Source organism: Variovorax endophyticus, from assembly GCF_025376855.1.
In the GTDB taxonomy this organism is placed as follows: domain Bacteria; phylum Pseudomonadota; class Gammaproteobacteria; order Burkholderiales; family Burkholderiaceae_C; genus Variovorax.
This window is the reverse complement of sequence record NZ_JAHUTH010000011.1, coordinates 162,150-178,191: the sequence shown is the minus strand read 5'-3', so window position 1 is coordinate 178,191 and position 16,042 is coordinate 162,150. Positions and strand designations below refer to the sequence as shown.

Here is a 16,042-nt window from a genome sequence, read left to right as displayed (position 1 = left end):
TTGGTGTACGCTGCATGCGACTGAAAGGGAGAGGTCCTCGCGGCCAGGACGCATGCCATCGAAGACGACGGAGCCACTTCGCGCCTTGCTGGCGCGCCGCAGCAGAGAGCTGGGGAGGTCACTCACCGCCATCGCGGCTGAAGCGGGCCTTGCCCGTACCTATCTCTACGAACTCGCCAATGGCAACAAGCGCGACCCGTCCGTACGCACGCTGATCAAGCTGGCGGGGGCGCTGCAGGTTTCGCCCCTCCTCCTCTTTCGCTACTACGCAGCCCTCGAGGGTTCGACGGCCTTCGGTGCCTTCCCCTTGCCGACCAATCGTTCGCACAATCCTCACGACCCGAACGACATCGCGGCCTTCAACGCCGACGTCACCACACCCGACCATGCGGTGGTCTCGCCCGGCGAGACATTCAGAAAGATCTGGGAGATCCAGAACCTCGGCACGCGCCCCTGGCGCGGGCGTCGCCTGATCCGCGTCGACGGCGAGTACGCGATCGCGAGACGGCTGCCGGACGGCAGCCTCGAGGCGGTTCAGGAGGCCTATCTGGCGAGCCTCTATCGCGAAGTGGAAGTGCCCGACACCTTGCCGGGGCAACCCGTGCACATCGGCGTGGACTTTGCGGCACCGAAAGACACCTGCACCGTGGCATCGATCTGGCGCATGACGAATGCGGAAGGCGTTCCTTGCTTCGGCCCCAAGTTCTTCTTCCACGTCGTCGTGACGGTGATGGCGCAGTAGGACCTAGAAAGCGACGCCCCACGCTTCGAGCAGGCGCTTCGCCTCCGGCGTCTCCCCCACCACCCACGGATCGATCGCGAACGCGATCACGCGCTCGGCGCCATAGCCGCGCGCGATCTCCATCTGCCGTCGCACGCGCTCGGGCGTCGCGGCACGCGCCTTGAAACCCTCCTCGCTCCCCAGTGGCACGGGCAACTGCTCGAACAACTCCACCACCAGATCGAAGGCCACGCCACGCCGCCGCAGCAGCGCGCGCAGCGGCTCGAGCCCCGTGAGGTTGTCCATGCCGCCCACGCCCACGCCGTCCTGCAACATCGGGCGCAGGGGCACGCGGTCGAGGATCCGAGACCAGAGTTCCGCGAGCGAGCCCTCGGTCGGCAGCCGGCTGAAGAAGGTCGACACCGCAAGCGGCTGGCCGCCCGTGCGGCGGGCGACGGTTGCGATGCGGTCGAGCCAGTCCACCAGCTGCTGCTGGCGCTCGGCCGTCGCCCAGTTGTACTGGTCGAGCTCGTAGGGCAGGTACCAGCCGCGAAAGCCCGGCAGCTTGGGCCAGCGCGCCGACTCCATGAACCGCAGGCAGCGATCGCGCGCGGTGGCCAGCAAGGACGGCAGCACCGCCGGATCCTTCGAGCCCATGGCCTTCCACCAACTCTCGTCGTAGGGCAGGCCCATGCGGATGCCCATGCCCTCGCGCGCGGCCTCCTCGAACAGCATGGCGAGCAGGCTGTCGGGCAGCGTCCAGTCGACTGCACCGCCGTAGAGGGCGCTCCACTGCAACACGATCTCGTCGCAACCGAGTGCGCGCGTGATGCGCAGCCGGCGCCTCCATTCGTCGATGGAGAGCGATTCGTGGCTCTTCCAGGGCTGCAGGAAGCTGCCCTGGAACCTCGGCGGCGGCGCGGTGCAGGCGCCCAGCAGGGCGGCCGCGGCCAGCATCAGGCAACTGCGTCGGCGAAGCAGCGGGAGCGGCAAGGGCGCGGGGAGAAAAGACATCGGGCCACAGTATCGGCGCGTCCCGCGCAACGGCTCCGCGCTCCGGCGGCGGGCCGCGGGTCGCTGTGGTCTCTAGGACACATTTGTCCACAAAGGTCAAAAGGCATAGGAAGGTTTGCAGCAACGCCAACCTATGATGAGAATCGTTTTCATTCATAGCAAGCTCGCCAGAGCCCGGCCATGCTGGCCCGCCAGCGTCGTGCCGACCCGTTTCCGACCTCGCCCCGCCCCCGCACCGGCTCGCCGGTGCCTGCTCTTTCTCGCCGATCCCCGACCGATGTCCTCCCGTTCCGCTCCCGCCTCCCGCACCGCCTCCACCGTTCCCCCCTCTTCCCTCCGCCCCCTGGCACGCCATTGCCTGGCCGTCTGCCTGGCTTTCGCCGCCGCCGGCGCCGCGGCCCAGACCGCCACCGCGCCCGCGACGGGCCAGCTCGGCGAAGTCGTCGTCTCCGGCGAAGCCGAAGCCATCGGCGGCCTGCAGAAGACCTATGCCGGCGGTCAGTTCGCGCGCGGCGGCAGCCTCGGCATCCTGGGCATCACCGACCTGATGAACGTGCCGTTCAGCACCACCAACTACACGGCCGAGCTGATCCAGAACCAGCAGGCGCTGAGCGTGGCCGACGTGGTGATGAACGACGCCTCGGTGCGCCCGCTGACCTCGCGCGGCGGCTTCGGCGACGACTTCCAGATCCGCGGCTTCACCGTGCCCAACGCCGACATCGGGCTCAACGGCCTGTTCGGCCTCACGCCCACCACGCGCGTGCCGCTCGAGATGATCGAGCGCGTCGAAGTGCTCAAGGGCCCGGGCGCGCTGGCCAACGGCGTCGGCCCCAGCGGCAGCGTGGGCGGCAGCATCAACGTGGTGACCAAGCGCGCGGCCGACGTGCCGCTCACGCGCCTGACCACCACCTACATGAGCAAGGGCCAGCTCGGCACGCACCTCGACGTGGGCCGCCGCTTCGGCGACGAGAACCAGTGGGGCGTGCGCGTCAACGGCGTGTTCCGAAACGGCGAGGGCAACATCGATAACGGCAAGCAGAAGCTCGGCCTCGGCTCGCTGGGCCTCGACTACCTCGGCACGCGCCTGCGCTGGTCGCTCGACGCCTTCGCGAGCAAGGGCGAGACGCGCGAATTCCGCCCGCAGACCAGCTTCGCGGCCGGCATCACGCGCATTCCCGAACCGCCGTCGGCGCGCCTGAACTTCTACCCGGGCACCGAGCTGAACGACAACGTCAAGACCGCCATCTCGCGCGTCGAGTACGACATCAGCGACAGCACGATGGTCTACGGCAGCGTGGGCTACACCGACCTCGACTACCAGCAGGTGTTCCCGAGCGGTCGGCCCAATTCGCTGGGCAACTTCAACGTCTCGAACGCCTACTACGACTTCTACAGCAAGACCACCGCGGCCGATGCCGGCGTGCGCACGAAGTTCAAGACCGGCAGCGTGGGCCACACGCTGGCGCTCGGCGTGAACCTGCTCGACCAGGAGTCGGGTTTCTTCTACGCGACCTCGCGCACCACGAATCCGTCGAGCCTGTACTTTCCCTCTCCACTGCCGCTGGTGACCACGCCGCGCACGCCCGCGGTGAAGTCGGCCGAGCTCAAGCAGTCGAGCGTGGTGCTGGCCGACACCATGTCCTTCGCCGACGGCCGCTTCCTCGCGACGCTGGGCCTGCGCGACCAGACCATCGAGCAGGAGAACTTCTCGCAGACCTCGGGCGCATCGACCAGTCGCTACAAGGCCAGCGCGACCTCGCCGCTGGTGGGCCTGGTGTTCAAGCCGGTGCAGAACGTCTCGGTCTATGCCAACTACACGGCCGGCCTCACGCGCGGCGGCACGGCCGGCCCGGGCACCGCCAACGTCGGCGAGACCTTCGCGCCGCAGAAGTCGAAGCAGTACGAAGCCGGCGTGAAGGTCGACTGGGGCCGCCTCACGACGCAGGCCGCCGTCTACCAGATCACGCGGCCCAATGCCCTCACCGACCCGGCCACGCTGGTCTACAGCTTCGGCGGCGAGCAGCGCAACCGCGGCCTCGAGCTCACGGCCTACGGCGAGCTCCAGCAGGGCCTGCGCGTGATGGCCAGCGCGGCCTTCAACGACGCCAAGCTCACGCGCACCGCCGGCGGCACCAACCAGGGCAAGGACGCGGCCGGCGTGCCCGACCGCACCTTCAACCTGGGCCTGGACTGGGACACGCCGTGGGTGGCGGGCCTGAGCCTGAACGGCCGAGTGATCCACACGTCTTCCGTGTATGCCGACGCCGCCAACATCCTGCGCGTGCCGGGCTGGACACGACTGGACATCGGCGCGCGCTACGCCACGAAGATGGGCGGCAAGCCCGTGACCTTCCGCGCCAACCTCGAGAACGTGTTCGACAAGAACTACTGGGTGACCAGCACCTACGTCACCGTGGGCGCGCCGCGCACGCTGATGCTGTCGGCCACCGTCGATTTCTGAACCTGAACCAAGGAGCTTTACGCATGAACCGCATCACCGCCATCGCCACCGCCGCCTTCGCCCTGCTGGGCCTCGCGGGTGCCGCGCAGGCGCACCAGATCTGGATCGAGCAGCCGGCCGGCGAGAAGACCGCCGTCGTGCGCTTCGGCGAGTTCGGCGAGAACCTGCGCGAGGTCTCGCCGGGCCTGCTCGACAAGTTCGGCAAGCCCACCGCCACCCTGGTGTCGGCCAGGGGCGAGCAGAGCGTCGACGCGCAGAAGACCGCCAGCGGCTTCGCGCTGCCCTTCGGCGCCGCGGCCGGCGAGAGCATCGTGGCCGAGGACGCGGGCTATCCGCTGTTCAACCGCAAGCAGGGCGACAAGCAGACCGTCGGCCGCTACCACCCGGCCGCGCGCCTGGTCACCGGCTTCGCGCCGCTGCAACCGAAGCTGGTGCTCGACATCGTGCCCGCGGGCAATGCCGGCGAGTTCAAGCTGTTCTTCAAGGGCCAGCCCAAGGCCAAGACCAAGGTCGCGCTGGTCACGCAATCGGGCTGGGCCAAGGAAGGCCACACCGACGAACAGGGCCTGGTGAAGTTCGACCTGCCGTGGCAGGGCACCTACGTGGCCGAGGTCAGCGTCAGCGACGCCGTGGCCGGCGAGCGGCCCGGTGCCAACGGTCCCGAGAAGTTCGACAGCGTGAGCTACGTGACGACGCTGACGTACGTGAAGGCGGACGGCATCGCGGCGCTGCCGGCGGGGCCTGCGGCTGCGCCGAACAAGTGATCGATCGCCGCCCGCGTTCTACGCGGGCGGATCGTCGGGCGCGCTCTCCGTCTCCCGCCGCCACCGCCACAAGGTCGACCGGCTCACCCCCAGCTGCAGCGCGGTCTGCTGCCGGTTGCCGCGGTTCGCGGCCAGCAGTTCGCGCCACTGCGACTTCGCGGGCACGCCGCTCACCTCGACCGGCACGGCGCTCTCGTCCGCGAACAGCTCCGGGCATTCGTGCCGCAGCTCCTCCCAGCGAATCTCCTCGATGCGCTCGAACTGCATGAGGAACACGGCGATGCGCTCGCCCACGTTTTCGAGTTCGCGCACGTTGCCGGGCCAGCCGTAGGCCAGCAGGCGCGGCATCAGCGGCGCCAGAGCACGCCGCGCATCGAGCGCGCCATGTCCCTGCCGCTGCAGGCAGCGTTCCACCAGCACCTGGGCCAGCAGCGCGACGTCCTCGCGCCGCTCGCGCAGCGGCGGCAGCACCAGGCGCAGGGTGTTGATGCGGTAGTAGAGGTCCTGGCGAAAGCGCCGCTCGGCGATCATCTGCTGCAGCGGCTGGTGCGTGGCGGCGATCACGCGCACGTCGACGGGAATCGGCGCGGTCGCGCCCAGCCGCGTGATCTCGCGCTCCTGCAGCACGCGCAAGAGGCGCGTCTGCAGGTGCAGCGGCATGTCGCCGATCTCGTCGAGGAACAGGGTGCCGGTGTGCGCGGTCTCGAACAGGCCGCGCTTGCCGCCGCGGCGCGAGCCGGTGAAGGCGCCCTCCTCGTAGCCGAACAGCTCGCTCTCGAGCAGCGCCTCGGGAAAGGCCGCGCAATTCACCGCCACGAAGGGCCGGCCCGCGCGGGTGCTCTCGTTGTGGATCGACTGCGCGAACAGCTCCTTGCCCACGCCGCTCTCGCCCGCGATCAGCACCGTGAGGTCGTTGCGCGCGAAGCGCTGCGCGGTCTGCACGGCGCGCGCGAAAGCCGGGCTGTGGCCCACCAGGCTCGCGAAGCGGTGCCGCGCCGCGCTCTGGCGGCGGCCATGCTGCATGCGCAGGCTGGTGTCGGCTTCCTGGATCGCGCGCGCGTCGTAGAGCGTGAGCGCGGCGCCGACGATCTCGCCGTGCTCGCGGATCGGCGTGCGGTTCACCACCCAGTCGCGCTGCGCGAAGCGCTGCACCAGCGCGCGCTCCTCCAGGCCCTGGTCGAGCGTGGCCTGCAGCGACAGCTCGGGCTGCATCACTTCGAGCGAGCGGCCCAGCAGGCGCGCGGGCGCATGGCCCAGCAGCAGCTGCATCGGCGGGTTGACCGCGATGATGCGGTTGTCGCGGTCGACCGCGAGCACCGCCTCCTGCAGGTTGTGCAGCACGCCGTTGAGCTGCTCGTAGCGCCCGGCCTCGAGCCGCGCCACGCGCGCGAGCTCCATCGCGTCCTCGAAGCCCTTGCGGATGCTCGACAGCGAATAGGCCAGCAGGCCGTGCAGCCCCGCCTGCTGCGCCAGCTCCACCACCAGGCTCGAGCCCACGATCACGTCGAAGCCCTCGCGGCGCAGTGACTCGAAACGCTGGCGTGCGTCGTCGGGCGTGCGGTAGGCGTACTGGCTGACCTCGATGTTGAGCAGGTCCTTGACCTCGTCGAGCTCGGGAATGGTCTGGCCGTACATCACCACGCCCACGCGCTTGGCGATGCGCCGCGCCTTGATCAGCGCCTGCATCAGGTCGAAGCCGCCGAGCTGGATCGTCGCGACCGGCGCCTCGAGGCCGGCGCGCAGGATGCTCGCATTCGAGCCCGCGCTGACGAAGGCATCGACCAGCCCGCGCTCGAGGCGGTCGCGCGCGATCGCGAGCGCGTCGCCGAAGGTGCCGTCGACCACCTCGATCTCGGCGCGGCCGACGTACTCGGCCACCACGGGCAGCGCGAATTCGCGGATCTGGCGGTAGCTCAGGAAGCACAGGCGCGGCAGGCCGCGGCGCGCGGGCGAGGCCGGGTCGGAGGGGAGCGGGCGTTCCATCATGCGTTGCATTGAAACATGCCCAGCGTTTCATTCATGTCGCACAAGACACAGTGAAAACCCGAGTCTCTTGAAAAATATCCTTTCACATCAACGACTTGCCTCCATCCCCATGCGCTGGCACATGCCGTGCAACACCAAGGTCTTTCAGGAGACACACGACTTGGCACTCGAACACATCACGGTGCTCGACCTGACGCACATGCTGTCGGGCCCCTACGGCACCATGCTGCTGGCCGACCTCGGCGCGCGCACCATCAAGGTCGAGCCGCCCGGCAGCGGCGAAGGCACCCGACGCCTGCTGGAGAACGATCCCGACTACGCACGCGGCGGCATGGGCGCCTACTACCTCACGCTGAACCGCAACAAGGAGAGCGTCTGCGTGGACCTCAAGAGCCCCGAGGGCAAGGCCGTGTTCCTCGACCTGGTGCGCCGGGCCGACGTGGTGTTCGACAACTTCAGCGTCGGCGTCACGCAGCGCCTGGGCATCGACTTCGAATCGCTGTCGCAGGTCAACCCGCGCATCGTGACCTGCTCGGTCACTGGCTTCGGCCAGACCGGCCCCGAGACGCAGCGCCCGGCCTTCGACCAGGTGGTGCAGGCGATGGGCGGCGGCATGTCGATCACCGGCACGCCCGAAAGCGGCCCCACGCGCAGCGGCATCCCGATCGGCGACCTCGGCGGCGGCATGTTCGGCGCGATGGGCGTGCTGGCGGCGCTGGCCGAGCGCGAGCGCACCGGGCGCGGGCAGCACGTCGACATCTCGATGCTCGACGCGCAGATCTCGCTGCTCAACTACATGGCGACCATGCACCTGATGTCGGGCCACGTGCCCGCGGGCATCGGCAACGGCCACTTCGTGCACGTGCCCTACAACAGCTATCCCACGGCCGACGGCCACATCATCATCGCCTGCATCGGCGACCCCTTCTTCGAGCGCTTCGTCGAGTTCATCGACCTGCCGGAGCTGCGCGACCCGGCCTACCGGCAGCAGCCGGTGCGCTTCGCGGCCAAGGCCGGGATCGACGCGCTGATCGCCGGCGAGTTGCGCAAGCAGCCGACCGCCCACTGGCTCGAGCGGCTGCGCCAGGCGCGCATTCCGTGCGGGCCGGTCAACGACTTCGCGCAGGCGCTCGGCGACACGCAGGTGCTGGCGCGTGACATGGTGGTCGAGGTGCCGCTGCACACCGGCGAGACCGTGCGCATGCCGGGCAACCCGATCAAGCTCTCGGCCGCCGCGCCGAAGGCCTACGGCAGCCCGCCGTCGCTCGGCGAGCACACGCGCCGCGTGCTCGGCGACTGGGTCGGCTATTCCGACGCGAAGCTGGACGCGCTGCGCCAGGCCGGCACCATCGCCTGAAGATGACGATGGAAGCCATCCACATCACCGACGTCGCGCCGCGCGACGGCCTGCAGAACCAGCCGGTGCACCTGGGCGCCAACGACAAGCTGCGCCTGGTGCAACTGCTCGCGGCGGCCGGCGTGCGCAGCATCGAGGCCACCAGCTTCGTGTCGCCCAAGGCCGTGCCGCAGATGGCCGACGCGGCCGAGCTGCTGCCGCTGGTGCACGCGGCGCTGCCCGCGCTGCGCTGCTCGGTGCTGGTGCCCAACCTCAAGGGGCTGGAGCGCGCGCATGCGGCCGGCGCGGCCGAAATCGCGGTCGTGCTCTCGGCCACCGAGACCATGAACCAGCGCAACATCAACATGGGCCTGGAGCAGGCGACCGAGGTCAGCGAACGCACGCTGGCCGCGGCGCAAGCGCTGGGCCTGCGCACGCGCGCCTATGTGGCCGTGGCCTTCGACTGCCCGTTCGAGGGCGAGACCCCGCTGGCCGAGGTGCTGCGCCTCGCGCAACGCATGCAGGCCGCGGGCGCCGGCGAGATCGTGATCGCCGACACCATCGGCTCGGCCTCGCCGGGCATGGTGAAAGAACGCATGCGCGTGCTCGCCGAAGCGATCACGCCCGAACGGCTCGCGATCCATCTGCACGACACGCGCGGCATGGCGGTCGCCAATGCCTGGGCTGCGCTCGAGGCCGGCATCCGCCGCTTCGACGCCAGCGTGGGCGGCATCGGCGGCTGCCCGTTCGCGCCCGGTGCGGCCGGCAACCTCGCCACGGAAGACCTGGTGCTGATGGCCGAGCGCAGCGGTTTTGCGACCGGCATCTCGCTCGACGGCCTGCTCGCGGCGATCGATTTCGCGCAGGAACGGCTGCAGCGCCCGCTCGGCGGCCGTGCGATCGCCTGGCTGCGGCGCCAGCGCGAGAAGACGAATTCATCCAACAACACATCCCCGGAGACAGCAACGACATGACGAACCCATCGACTCCCTTCACCGCGCATCCCACCCGCCGCACGGCACTCGCCGCGCTGGCCGCCATGGCCTCGGCCGGCGCCTGGGCGCAAGCACCGGCCGCCAAGTTCCCGACCAAGCCCGTCACGCTGGTCGTGCCCTACTCCGCGGGCGGCGGCACCGACATCGTGGGCCGGCTGATGGCGCAGCGCCTGTCGGACCTGTGGGGCCAATCGGTGGTGGTGGACAACCGCACCGGCGCCAACGGCGTGATCGGCTCGAACTTCGTCGCGCGCGCGCCTGCCGACGGCCACACGCTGCTGCTGGTGGTGGGTTCGCACGCGGTCAACCCGGTGCTGATGAAGAGCCTGCCCTACGACACCGACAAGGCCTTCACGCCGATCACCAACATCGCGAACTCGCCCTCGGTGCTGGTGGTGCAGGCCAACGGCCCCTACAAGACGCTGCGCGACGTGATCGAGGCCGCGCGCAAGGAACCGCTGGGCGTGGGCTATTCCGAGGGCCAGACCCGGCTGACCGGCGAGATGATCCGCCAGGCCGGCAAGCTGCAATCGACCGGCGTGCCCTACAAGGGCGGCGCGCCGATCATGGTCGACATCATCGGCGGCCACCTGCCGATGGGCGTGACCAGCGTGCTGACCGCCCTGCCCCACGTGCGCTCGGGCGCGCTGCGCGTGGTCGGCGTGGCCGACACGCAGCGCATGGCGCTGTTCCCCGATGCGATGACCTTCAAGGAGGCCGGCCTCGACGGCGTGGAGTCGCTGAGCTGGTATGGCCTCTTCGGCCCGGCCGGCCTGCCCGCGCCGATCGTGGCGCAGATCAACCAGGACCTGAAGAAGGTGGCGGCCGACCCGGCCGTGCTCAAGCAGATGGAGGACCAGGGCGCGCACATCACGCTCACGCCGCCGGCCGAGTTCCGCAGCTTCCTCGCGGCCGAGACGAAGAAGTGGACGCAGGTCGCGCAACGCGGCGGCATCCGGGCCGAGTGACGATGGCCAGCCCCCTTCTGCGCGAGAAGCTCGAACGCCGCGAGTTCATCGTCATCCCCGGCCTGCAGGACATGATCGCCGCCACCATGGCGGCCAAGGTCGGCTTCGACATCGTCTACGGCTCGGGCTTCTGGCTCACGGCCTCGAGCCTGGGCCTGCCCGACGCGGGCATCGCCACCTACACCCAGATGCTCGACCGCATGGCGACGCTGGTGCGCAGCAGCGGCGGCGCGGCCGTCATCGCCGATGCCGACACCGGCTATGGCGGCCTGCTCAACGTGCACCACACGGTGCGCGGCTACGAGGCGGCCGGCGTCACGGCCATCCAGCTCGAGGACCAGGAGTTCCCGAAGAAGTGCGGCCACACGCCGTTCAAGCGCTGCGTGCCGGTGCAGGACATGGTCGACAAGATCCGCGTGGCCGCCGAGGCGCGCGAGGACAAGAAGAACTTCCTGATCATCGCGCGCACCGATGCGCGCGCCGAACTCGGCGTGGACGAGGCGCTGCGCCGGCTCGAGGCCTATGCGCGCGCGGGCGCCGACATCCTGTTCTTCGAGGCGCCGCAGTCCGAGGACGAGATGCGCCGCGCCTGCGCGGCCTTCGAGCTGCCGATGATGGCCAACATGTCCGACGGCGGAAAGACGCCGATGCTGGACGCGCAGACGCTGCGGGAGATCGGCTTCTCGCTCGCCATCTATCCATCGATGACCAGCCTCGCGGCCGCGGCCGCGATGGAACGCGCGCTGCGCCACCTGAAGGCCAGCGGCGGCAGCCTGGCACCGGGCGACGACCTGTTCGACTTCAACGAGTTCTGCCGGCGCATCGGCTTCGAGGAGGTCTGGGACTTCGAGAAACGCTGGGCACGATAGCGCCCCACCCCTACGAACAACAACGGAGACAAGAGATGAGACATGCATGGAAGCTCGCGCTGCTCGGCATCGCGGCCGCGGCCCTGGCCGGCTGCTCGACGGGCACGCTGCAGGTGGCCGACGTCGGCAGCTATCACGTGGGCGGACGCGCCGTCACGCTCTCGGGCCTGCCCGAGAAGGAGCTGGTGTTCACGCCCGGCGCGCCGCCGCTGAAGTTCGACCCCAACGGCGACTTCGAGGTCGAGGGGCTCTATGCGCGCTACACGCGACTGGCGAACCCGAAGGGCCGCTATCCGCTGCTGCTGTGGCACGGCGGCGGCCTCTCGGGCGTGACCTGGGAGACCAAGCCCGACGGTCAGCCGGGCTGGGAAAACCACTTTCTGCGCGCCGGCTGGGACGTGTACGTGAGCGACGCGGTCGAGCGCGGTCGCGCCTCGTGGGCGCGCTATCCCGAGATCTTCAAGAGCGAGCCCTTCTTCCGGCCGAAGAAGGAAGGCTGGGAGCTGTTCCGCATCGGCGAGACCGGCTCGTACGACACCGATCCGGCGAAGCGCCGCGCGCTGCCGGGCACGCAGTTCCCGATGGCCAGCTTCGACCAGTTCGCCAAGCAGTCGATTCCGCGCTGGAGCACCAACGACGCGGCCACGCAGGCGGCCTACGACGCCTATGTGCGGAAGGCCTGCCCCTGCGTGATCGTGGTCCACAGCCAGGGCGGCAACTTCGCCTTCAATTCGGCCCTGAAGTACCCCGACAAGGTCAAGGCCATCGTCGCCGTCGAGACCTCGGGCTCGCCGAACCCCGAGACCACCGACTTCGCGCGCCTCAAGGGCGTGCCCATGCTGTGGGTGTGGGGCGACAACCTCGAGCGCTATCCGTTCTGGGCGCGCATCACGGCGCAGCAGGAAAACTTCAGGCAGCGGCTGATCGCGGCCGGCGGCACGGGCGACCGACTGCTGCTGCCCGAACTCGGCTGGCGCGGCAACTCTCACATGCTCATGATGGACCGCAACTCCGATGCGATTGCCGAGCGCGTCGACCAGTGGCTCGCGAAGCAGGGCCTGAAGCGCTGAACAGAACCAAGAGCGAATCGAAGAACGAACGAAGGAGACAAGCGATGAATGCATGGAAGAACACGCTGGTGCGCCTGCTCGCGGCCGCGCTGCCGCTCGCGCTGGCCATGGGCCCCGCGGCCGCGCAGCAGGACTACCCGAACAAGCCGATCCGCCTGATCGTGCCCTTCACGCCCGGCGGCGTGACCGACACCGGCGCGCGCGTGGTGGCCGACAAGCTCGGTGCGCGCCTGGGCCAGAGCGTGGTGGTCGACAACCGGCCCGGCGCCTCGGGCAACATCGGCACGCAGATGGTGGCGACCGCGGCGCCCGACGGCTACACGCTGCTGCTGGGCTTCGACGGTACGCTGGTCATCAACCCGCACGTCTATGCCAAGGTGCCGTTCGACACCCTCAAGGACTTCGTGCCGGTCAGCAAGATCGGCGACGCGGTGCTGATCATCGTCGTGCACCCCTCGGTGCCCGCGAAGACGCTGTCCGAACTGGTGGCCTATTCGAAGACCAACCCGGGCGGCGTGTCCTACGGCAGCGCGGGCACCGGCAGCACGCCGCACCTGGCCGGCGAACTGCTCAAGGCCCGTACCGGCGCGAACTTCGTGCACGTGCCCTACAAGGGCGGCGGCCAGTCGATGACCGACCTCGTCGGCGGCTCGCTGCCGATGCTCTACACCGCGGTGGCCGGCGCCTATCCCTTCGTGCAGAAGGGCCAGATCCGCCCGATCGCCGTGTCGAGCGCGCAGCGGCTGGCCTCGCTGCCCGAGGTGCCCACGGTCGCCGAATCGGGCGTGCCGGGCTTCGAGTCGAGCTCGTGGATCGGCATCCTCGCGCCCGCGAAGACGCCGCAGCCCATCGTCGAGCGGCTGCAGCGCGAGCTGCATGCGGTGGTGCAGTCGCCCGAGGTGCGAGAGCGGCTCGCGTCGCTGGGCATCTCGGCACTGGGCAACACGCCCGCGGAGTTCGGCCAGCAGATCCGCGCCGACCTCGCGAAATACGACCAGATCGTGAAGGCGGCCAAGGTGCGGGTCGACTGACGTCGGGCGCGCGGCGCGCCACCGCACAATGCACGCGCACGCATCCTCGTGCGACCGCCGCCGCCCCATGAACCCGATCGAGATCCGCGCCCTGCCCGCGCATGCCCTGCTCGCCCGCTACGAGGGCACGGGTGCCTACACCGACTGCCACACGCTCGCCGTCGACGGCCGCGTGCCACTGGCCGCCTACGTCGAGGCCTTCTACACCTCGCCGGCCTTCAAGCCCGAGCGCTGGCTGCTCGGCATCGTGCTCGGACGGCGCGCGAACGACGGCGACGCCGCCGCGCTGGCCGCGGGCCATGCCGAGACCTTCTCGGCCTGGCGCGTCGAGGCGCGCGCGGCCGACCAGATCGTGCTGGCAACCGGGCGCACGCGCAGCTGGCTCATGGTGGCGCCGCGCGCGGACGGCGCGGCACCGCGGACCACGCTGTTCTTCGGCTCGGCCGTCCTGCCGCGCGCGAAGGGCGGGCTCGGCTGGACGATCGATGCGCTGACGGGCTTCCACAAGCTCTACTCGCGCGTGCTATTGCGCGCCGCCGCGAAACGCGTCGCGGCTAGGTCAGGTACCTGATCACGAGCAAGGTCACCTCGTCGGTGAAGGCCTTCACCTTGCGGTTCGCGAGCAGCGCGGGGTTGTGCAGCACGGCCTCGTGCGCGAGCGTCTCGACCGAGGAGACGCAGACGAAGGCCGCGAGATCGAGGTCGAGCGTGCGCAGCTCGGCGCGGTGAGCCTCGAGGTAGGCCCGTACCAGTTCGCGCACCTCGCGGTCGAAACCCTCCACCTCCGCCAGCCGGCCGATGCGCGGAATCTGCTCGACCAGCACGCGGTGCAGCTCGGGGTCGACGCGGTGCGCGTCGATCATCAACGCGACCAGTTCGCGCACACCCTGCTCGAGCGGCATGCCCGCGACCCGCACCAGCGCGCGACGCAGCACTTCCATCATGTCGTTCTTGTGCCGCTCGATGACCGCGGCCACCAGCGCCTCCTTGGTCGGGAAGTACTGGTAGAGCGAGCCGATGCTGGCGCCGGCCTCGGCCGCGATGCGGTTGGTGCTCGCGCGCTCGAAGCCCTCGCGCACCAGAACGCGAGCAGTGGCCTCGATCAGCGCGTCGACGGTCGCGCGCGAACGCTCCTGCGAGGCCTTCTTTCTCGGGTGGACGACGGGTGCACGGGCCATGGCGTTTCTCGAATGCGAGTAGACATTGTGAGCAATTGCTCGGATTATCGATCGCAACGCAGCGAAGCGGAACACCCAGGAATCCAGGAGATGGCCATGAACAAGACCCTGCGCCCGGCGCGCGACTTCACCCCCGCGGTGCCGGTGCTCGGCGCCTACGACCCCATCGTGTCGCTGTTCACGCGCGAGCGGCGGTGGCGTTCGGCCCTGCTGGCGCAGCTCGCGCCGCGGCCTTCCGATGTGATCGCCGATGTGGGCTGCGGCACCAGCTCCTTCCTGGCGCTGCTCGGCCGTTCGGGGTCGACGCCTCGGCTGATCGGCATCGACCCCGACGAGCGCATCCTCGAGCGCGCCCGCGCCAAGCTCGCGGCCACCGGCGTGCGCTGCGAACTGCACCGCGGCTACCTGCGCGACGCGGCTGCGCTGCTGTGGCCGCTGCAGCCGACCAAGATCGTGAGCAGCCTGGTGCTGCACCAGGTGCCGCTGGCGGAGAAGCGCGCGGGCCTCGCGGCCATCCACGCGGCGCTGGTGCCGGGCGGCGAGCTGCACATCGCCGACTACGGCCTGCAGCGCACCCGGGCCATGCGAACGCTGTTCAAGGTGGTGCAGTGCGTCGACGGCTTCGCCGATACCCAGCCCAATGCCGACGGCCGCGTGCCGCTGCTGATGCGGGAAGCGGGCTTCGCCGAGGTCGAGGAGACCGCGGTGATCCCGACGCTGACGGGGTCGATCTCGCTCTATCGCGGCAGGCGCCGAGCCGCCAGCCACTCGCGCGGCGACACGCCCAGCTTCTGCGCGAACACCCGCGACAGCGCCGAGGCATTGGCATAGCCGAGCTCGTCGGCAATGGTCTTCACCGAGGCACCGCCACGCAGTTGCGCCTGCGCGATGCTGAGCCGCCAGAGCGCGAGGTAGTCGGCGGGCGTGGTGCCCACCACCTCGCGGAAGCGCTGTGCGAAGGCGCTGCGCGACAAACCCGCCTCGCGCGCCATCTGCTCGAGCGGCCAGGGCTCGCCGGGCCGCTCGTGCAGGCCGACCAGCACGCGCGCGAGCCGCGGATCGCCGAGCCCCGTCAGCAGGCCCGGCGGCAGTTCGCTCTGCGCCGGATGGTCGAGCAGCCAGCGCAGCAGCTGGATCAGCACCACCTCGAACAGGCGGTCGGCCAGCAGCCGGTGGCCGCACTGCACGCGCACGGTCTCGGAGAACAGCAGCGCCAGCGACTGCTCGAGCCCCTCGACCTCGCGCAGTGGAAGGCGGATCAGCGGCGGCAGCGCGCGCGCCAGCGGATGCGTCTCGCCGCCATCGAAGTCCAGCGTCGCGCAGACGAAGTCCGAGCCTTCGACGGGCGCGTTGTGGAAGTGGTGCGTCAGCGGGCGTGGATAGAACAGCAGGCTCGGCTCCTTCACGACCAGCTTGCGCGGCGCGCCGCTGCGCGAGGCATGCGTGACCACCATTTCGCCGCGGCGCAGCACGTGCAGGAAGCCGCGCCCCGGCTCGGCCGCGAAGGTGGTGGTGCCGCACAGCGGGCCGTTGTGGAACAGGTGCGCCCGCACGCGGAAGCGCTCGAGCAGCGAGGAAAGCCTGTCGATGGGAGGTGGCGCGGCCATTCGGACGAAAAGATATGTTTTGCAGATAAAACGATCCGAATG

At 69.8% G+C, this 16,042-nt stretch carries 15 protein-coding genes; 11 read left to right on the top strand and 4 right to left on the bottom strand.

The window, feature by feature from the left end:
* Positions 1 to 52 precede the first annotated feature (52 nt).
* Positions 53 to 742: an NBR1-Ig-like domain-containing protein gene (locus KV106_RS16900; RefSeq protein ID WP_261211209.1), complete on the top strand. Its 690-nt coding sequence runs from the start codon at positions 53 to 55 to the stop codon at positions 740 to 742.
* Between the two features lie 3 nt (positions 743 to 745).
* Here KV106_RS16900 and KV106_RS16895 read toward each other — a convergent pair whose 3' ends face one another.
* Entirely contained in the window at positions 746 to 1,735 is a 990-nt protein-coding gene (locus tag KV106_RS16895) for a DUF4434 domain-containing protein (protein ID WP_261211208.1), read from the bottom strand.
* Between the two features lie 277 nt (positions 1,736 to 2,012).
* Here KV106_RS16895 and KV106_RS16890 point away from each other — a divergent pair, with 277 nt between their 5' ends.
* Together KV106_RS16890 and KV106_RS16885 are read left to right on the top strand one after the other, a co-directional pair.
* Positions 2,013 to 4,196 carry a TonB-dependent receptor gene (locus KV106_RS16890; protein ID WP_261211206.1) on the top strand — a complete coding sequence of 728 codons (2,184 nt, stop codon included), beginning with the start codon at positions 2,013 to 2,015 and terminating at the stop codon, positions 4,194 to 4,196.
* Positions 4,197 to 4,219: 23 nt separating this feature from the next.
* A complete protein-coding gene (locus KV106_RS16885) occupies positions 4,220 to 4,960 on the top strand; it encodes a DUF4198 domain-containing protein (RefSeq protein WP_261211205.1) in 741 nt (246 codons plus the stop codon).
* 18 nt (positions 4,961 to 4,978) lie between these two features.
* Here KV106_RS16885 and prpR read toward each other — a convergent pair whose 3' ends face one another.
* Positions 4,979 to 6,943, bottom strand: coding sequence for a propionate catabolism operon regulatory protein PrpR (gene prpR / locus KV106_RS16880; RefSeq protein WP_409976529.1), 1,965 nt, complete (start codon positions 6,941 to 6,943; stop codon positions 4,979 to 4,981).
* Positions 6,944 to 7,106: 163 nt separating this feature from the next.
* Between prpR and KV106_RS16875 the strand changes: the two genes are divergently transcribed.
* The 7 genes from KV106_RS16875 to KV106_RS16845 all read left to right on the top strand — a co-directional run bounded on the left by KV106_RS16875 (position 7,107) and on the right by KV106_RS16845 (position 13,786).
* Positions 7,107 to 8,303 (top strand): CaiB/BaiF CoA transferase family protein, encoded by a 1,197-nt coding sequence (locus KV106_RS16875; RefSeq protein WP_057592729.1) that lies wholly within the window; start codon positions 7,107 to 7,109, stop codon positions 8,301 to 8,303.
* An 8-nt stretch (positions 8,304 to 8,311) separates the two neighbouring features.
* Positions 8,312 to 9,256 (top strand): hydroxymethylglutaryl-CoA lyase, encoded by a 945-nt coding sequence (locus KV106_RS16870; protein ID WP_314733643.1) that lies wholly within the window; start codon positions 8,312 to 8,314, stop codon positions 9,254 to 9,256.
* A complete protein-coding gene (locus KV106_RS16865) occupies positions 9,253 to 10,245 on the top strand; it encodes a tripartite tricarboxylate transporter substrate binding protein (protein ID WP_057592716.1) in 993 nt (330 codons plus the stop codon). The genes KV106_RS16870 and KV106_RS16865 overlap by 4 nt, the downstream gene beginning before the upstream one ends.
* A gap of 2 nt (positions 10,246 to 10,247) precedes the next feature.
* Complete coding sequence (locus KV106_RS16860; protein ID WP_261211200.1) at positions 10,248 to 11,114, top strand: isocitrate lyase/PEP mutase family protein; 867 nt, start codon at positions 10,248 to 10,250, stop codon at positions 11,112 to 11,114.
* 35 nt (positions 11,115 to 11,149) lie between these two features.
* Positions 11,150 to 12,184: an alpha/beta hydrolase gene (locus KV106_RS16855; protein ID WP_261211199.1), complete on the top strand. Its 1,035-nt coding sequence runs from the start codon at positions 11,150 to 11,152 to the stop codon at positions 12,182 to 12,184.
* Positions 12,185 to 12,291: 107 nt separating this feature from the next.
* The gene (locus KV106_RS16850; protein WP_261211257.1) at positions 12,292 to 13,215 is read left to right on the top strand and encodes a Bug family tripartite tricarboxylate transporter substrate binding protein; all 924 of its coding nucleotides are present in this window, start codon (positions 12,292 to 12,294) and stop codon (positions 13,213 to 13,215) included.
* A 67-nt stretch (positions 13,216 to 13,282) separates the two neighbouring features.
* On the top strand, positions 13,283 to 13,786 hold the full coding sequence (locus tag KV106_RS16845; protein WP_261211198.1) for a hypothetical protein: 504 nt from the start codon (positions 13,283 to 13,285) through the stop codon (positions 13,784 to 13,786).
* On the opposite strand, the gene KV106_RS16840 is transcribed toward KV106_RS16845, so the two are convergent.
* Positions 13,770 to 14,393: a TetR/AcrR family transcriptional regulator gene (locus KV106_RS16840; RefSeq protein WP_261211196.1), complete on the bottom strand. Its 624-nt coding sequence runs from the start codon at positions 14,391 to 14,393 to the stop codon at positions 13,770 to 13,772. The genes KV106_RS16845 and KV106_RS16840 overlap by 17 nt on opposite strands.
* 96 nt (positions 14,394 to 14,489) lie before the next feature.
* On the opposite strand from KV106_RS16840, the gene KV106_RS16835 reads away from it, so the two are divergent.
* Positions 14,490 to 15,224 carry a class I SAM-dependent methyltransferase gene (locus KV106_RS16835; protein ID WP_261211195.1) on the top strand — a complete coding sequence of 245 codons (735 nt, stop codon included), beginning with the start codon at positions 14,490 to 14,492 and terminating at the stop codon, positions 15,222 to 15,224.
* Here the strand turns inward: KV106_RS16835 and KV106_RS16830 are convergent.
* Positions 15,131 to 16,000 (bottom strand): AraC family transcriptional regulator, encoded by an 870-nt coding sequence (locus tag KV106_RS16830; protein ID WP_261211194.1) that lies wholly within the window; start codon positions 15,998 to 16,000, stop codon positions 15,131 to 15,133. The genes KV106_RS16835 and KV106_RS16830 overlap by 94 nt on opposite strands.
* Positions 16,001 to 16,042 lie beyond the last annotated feature (42 nt).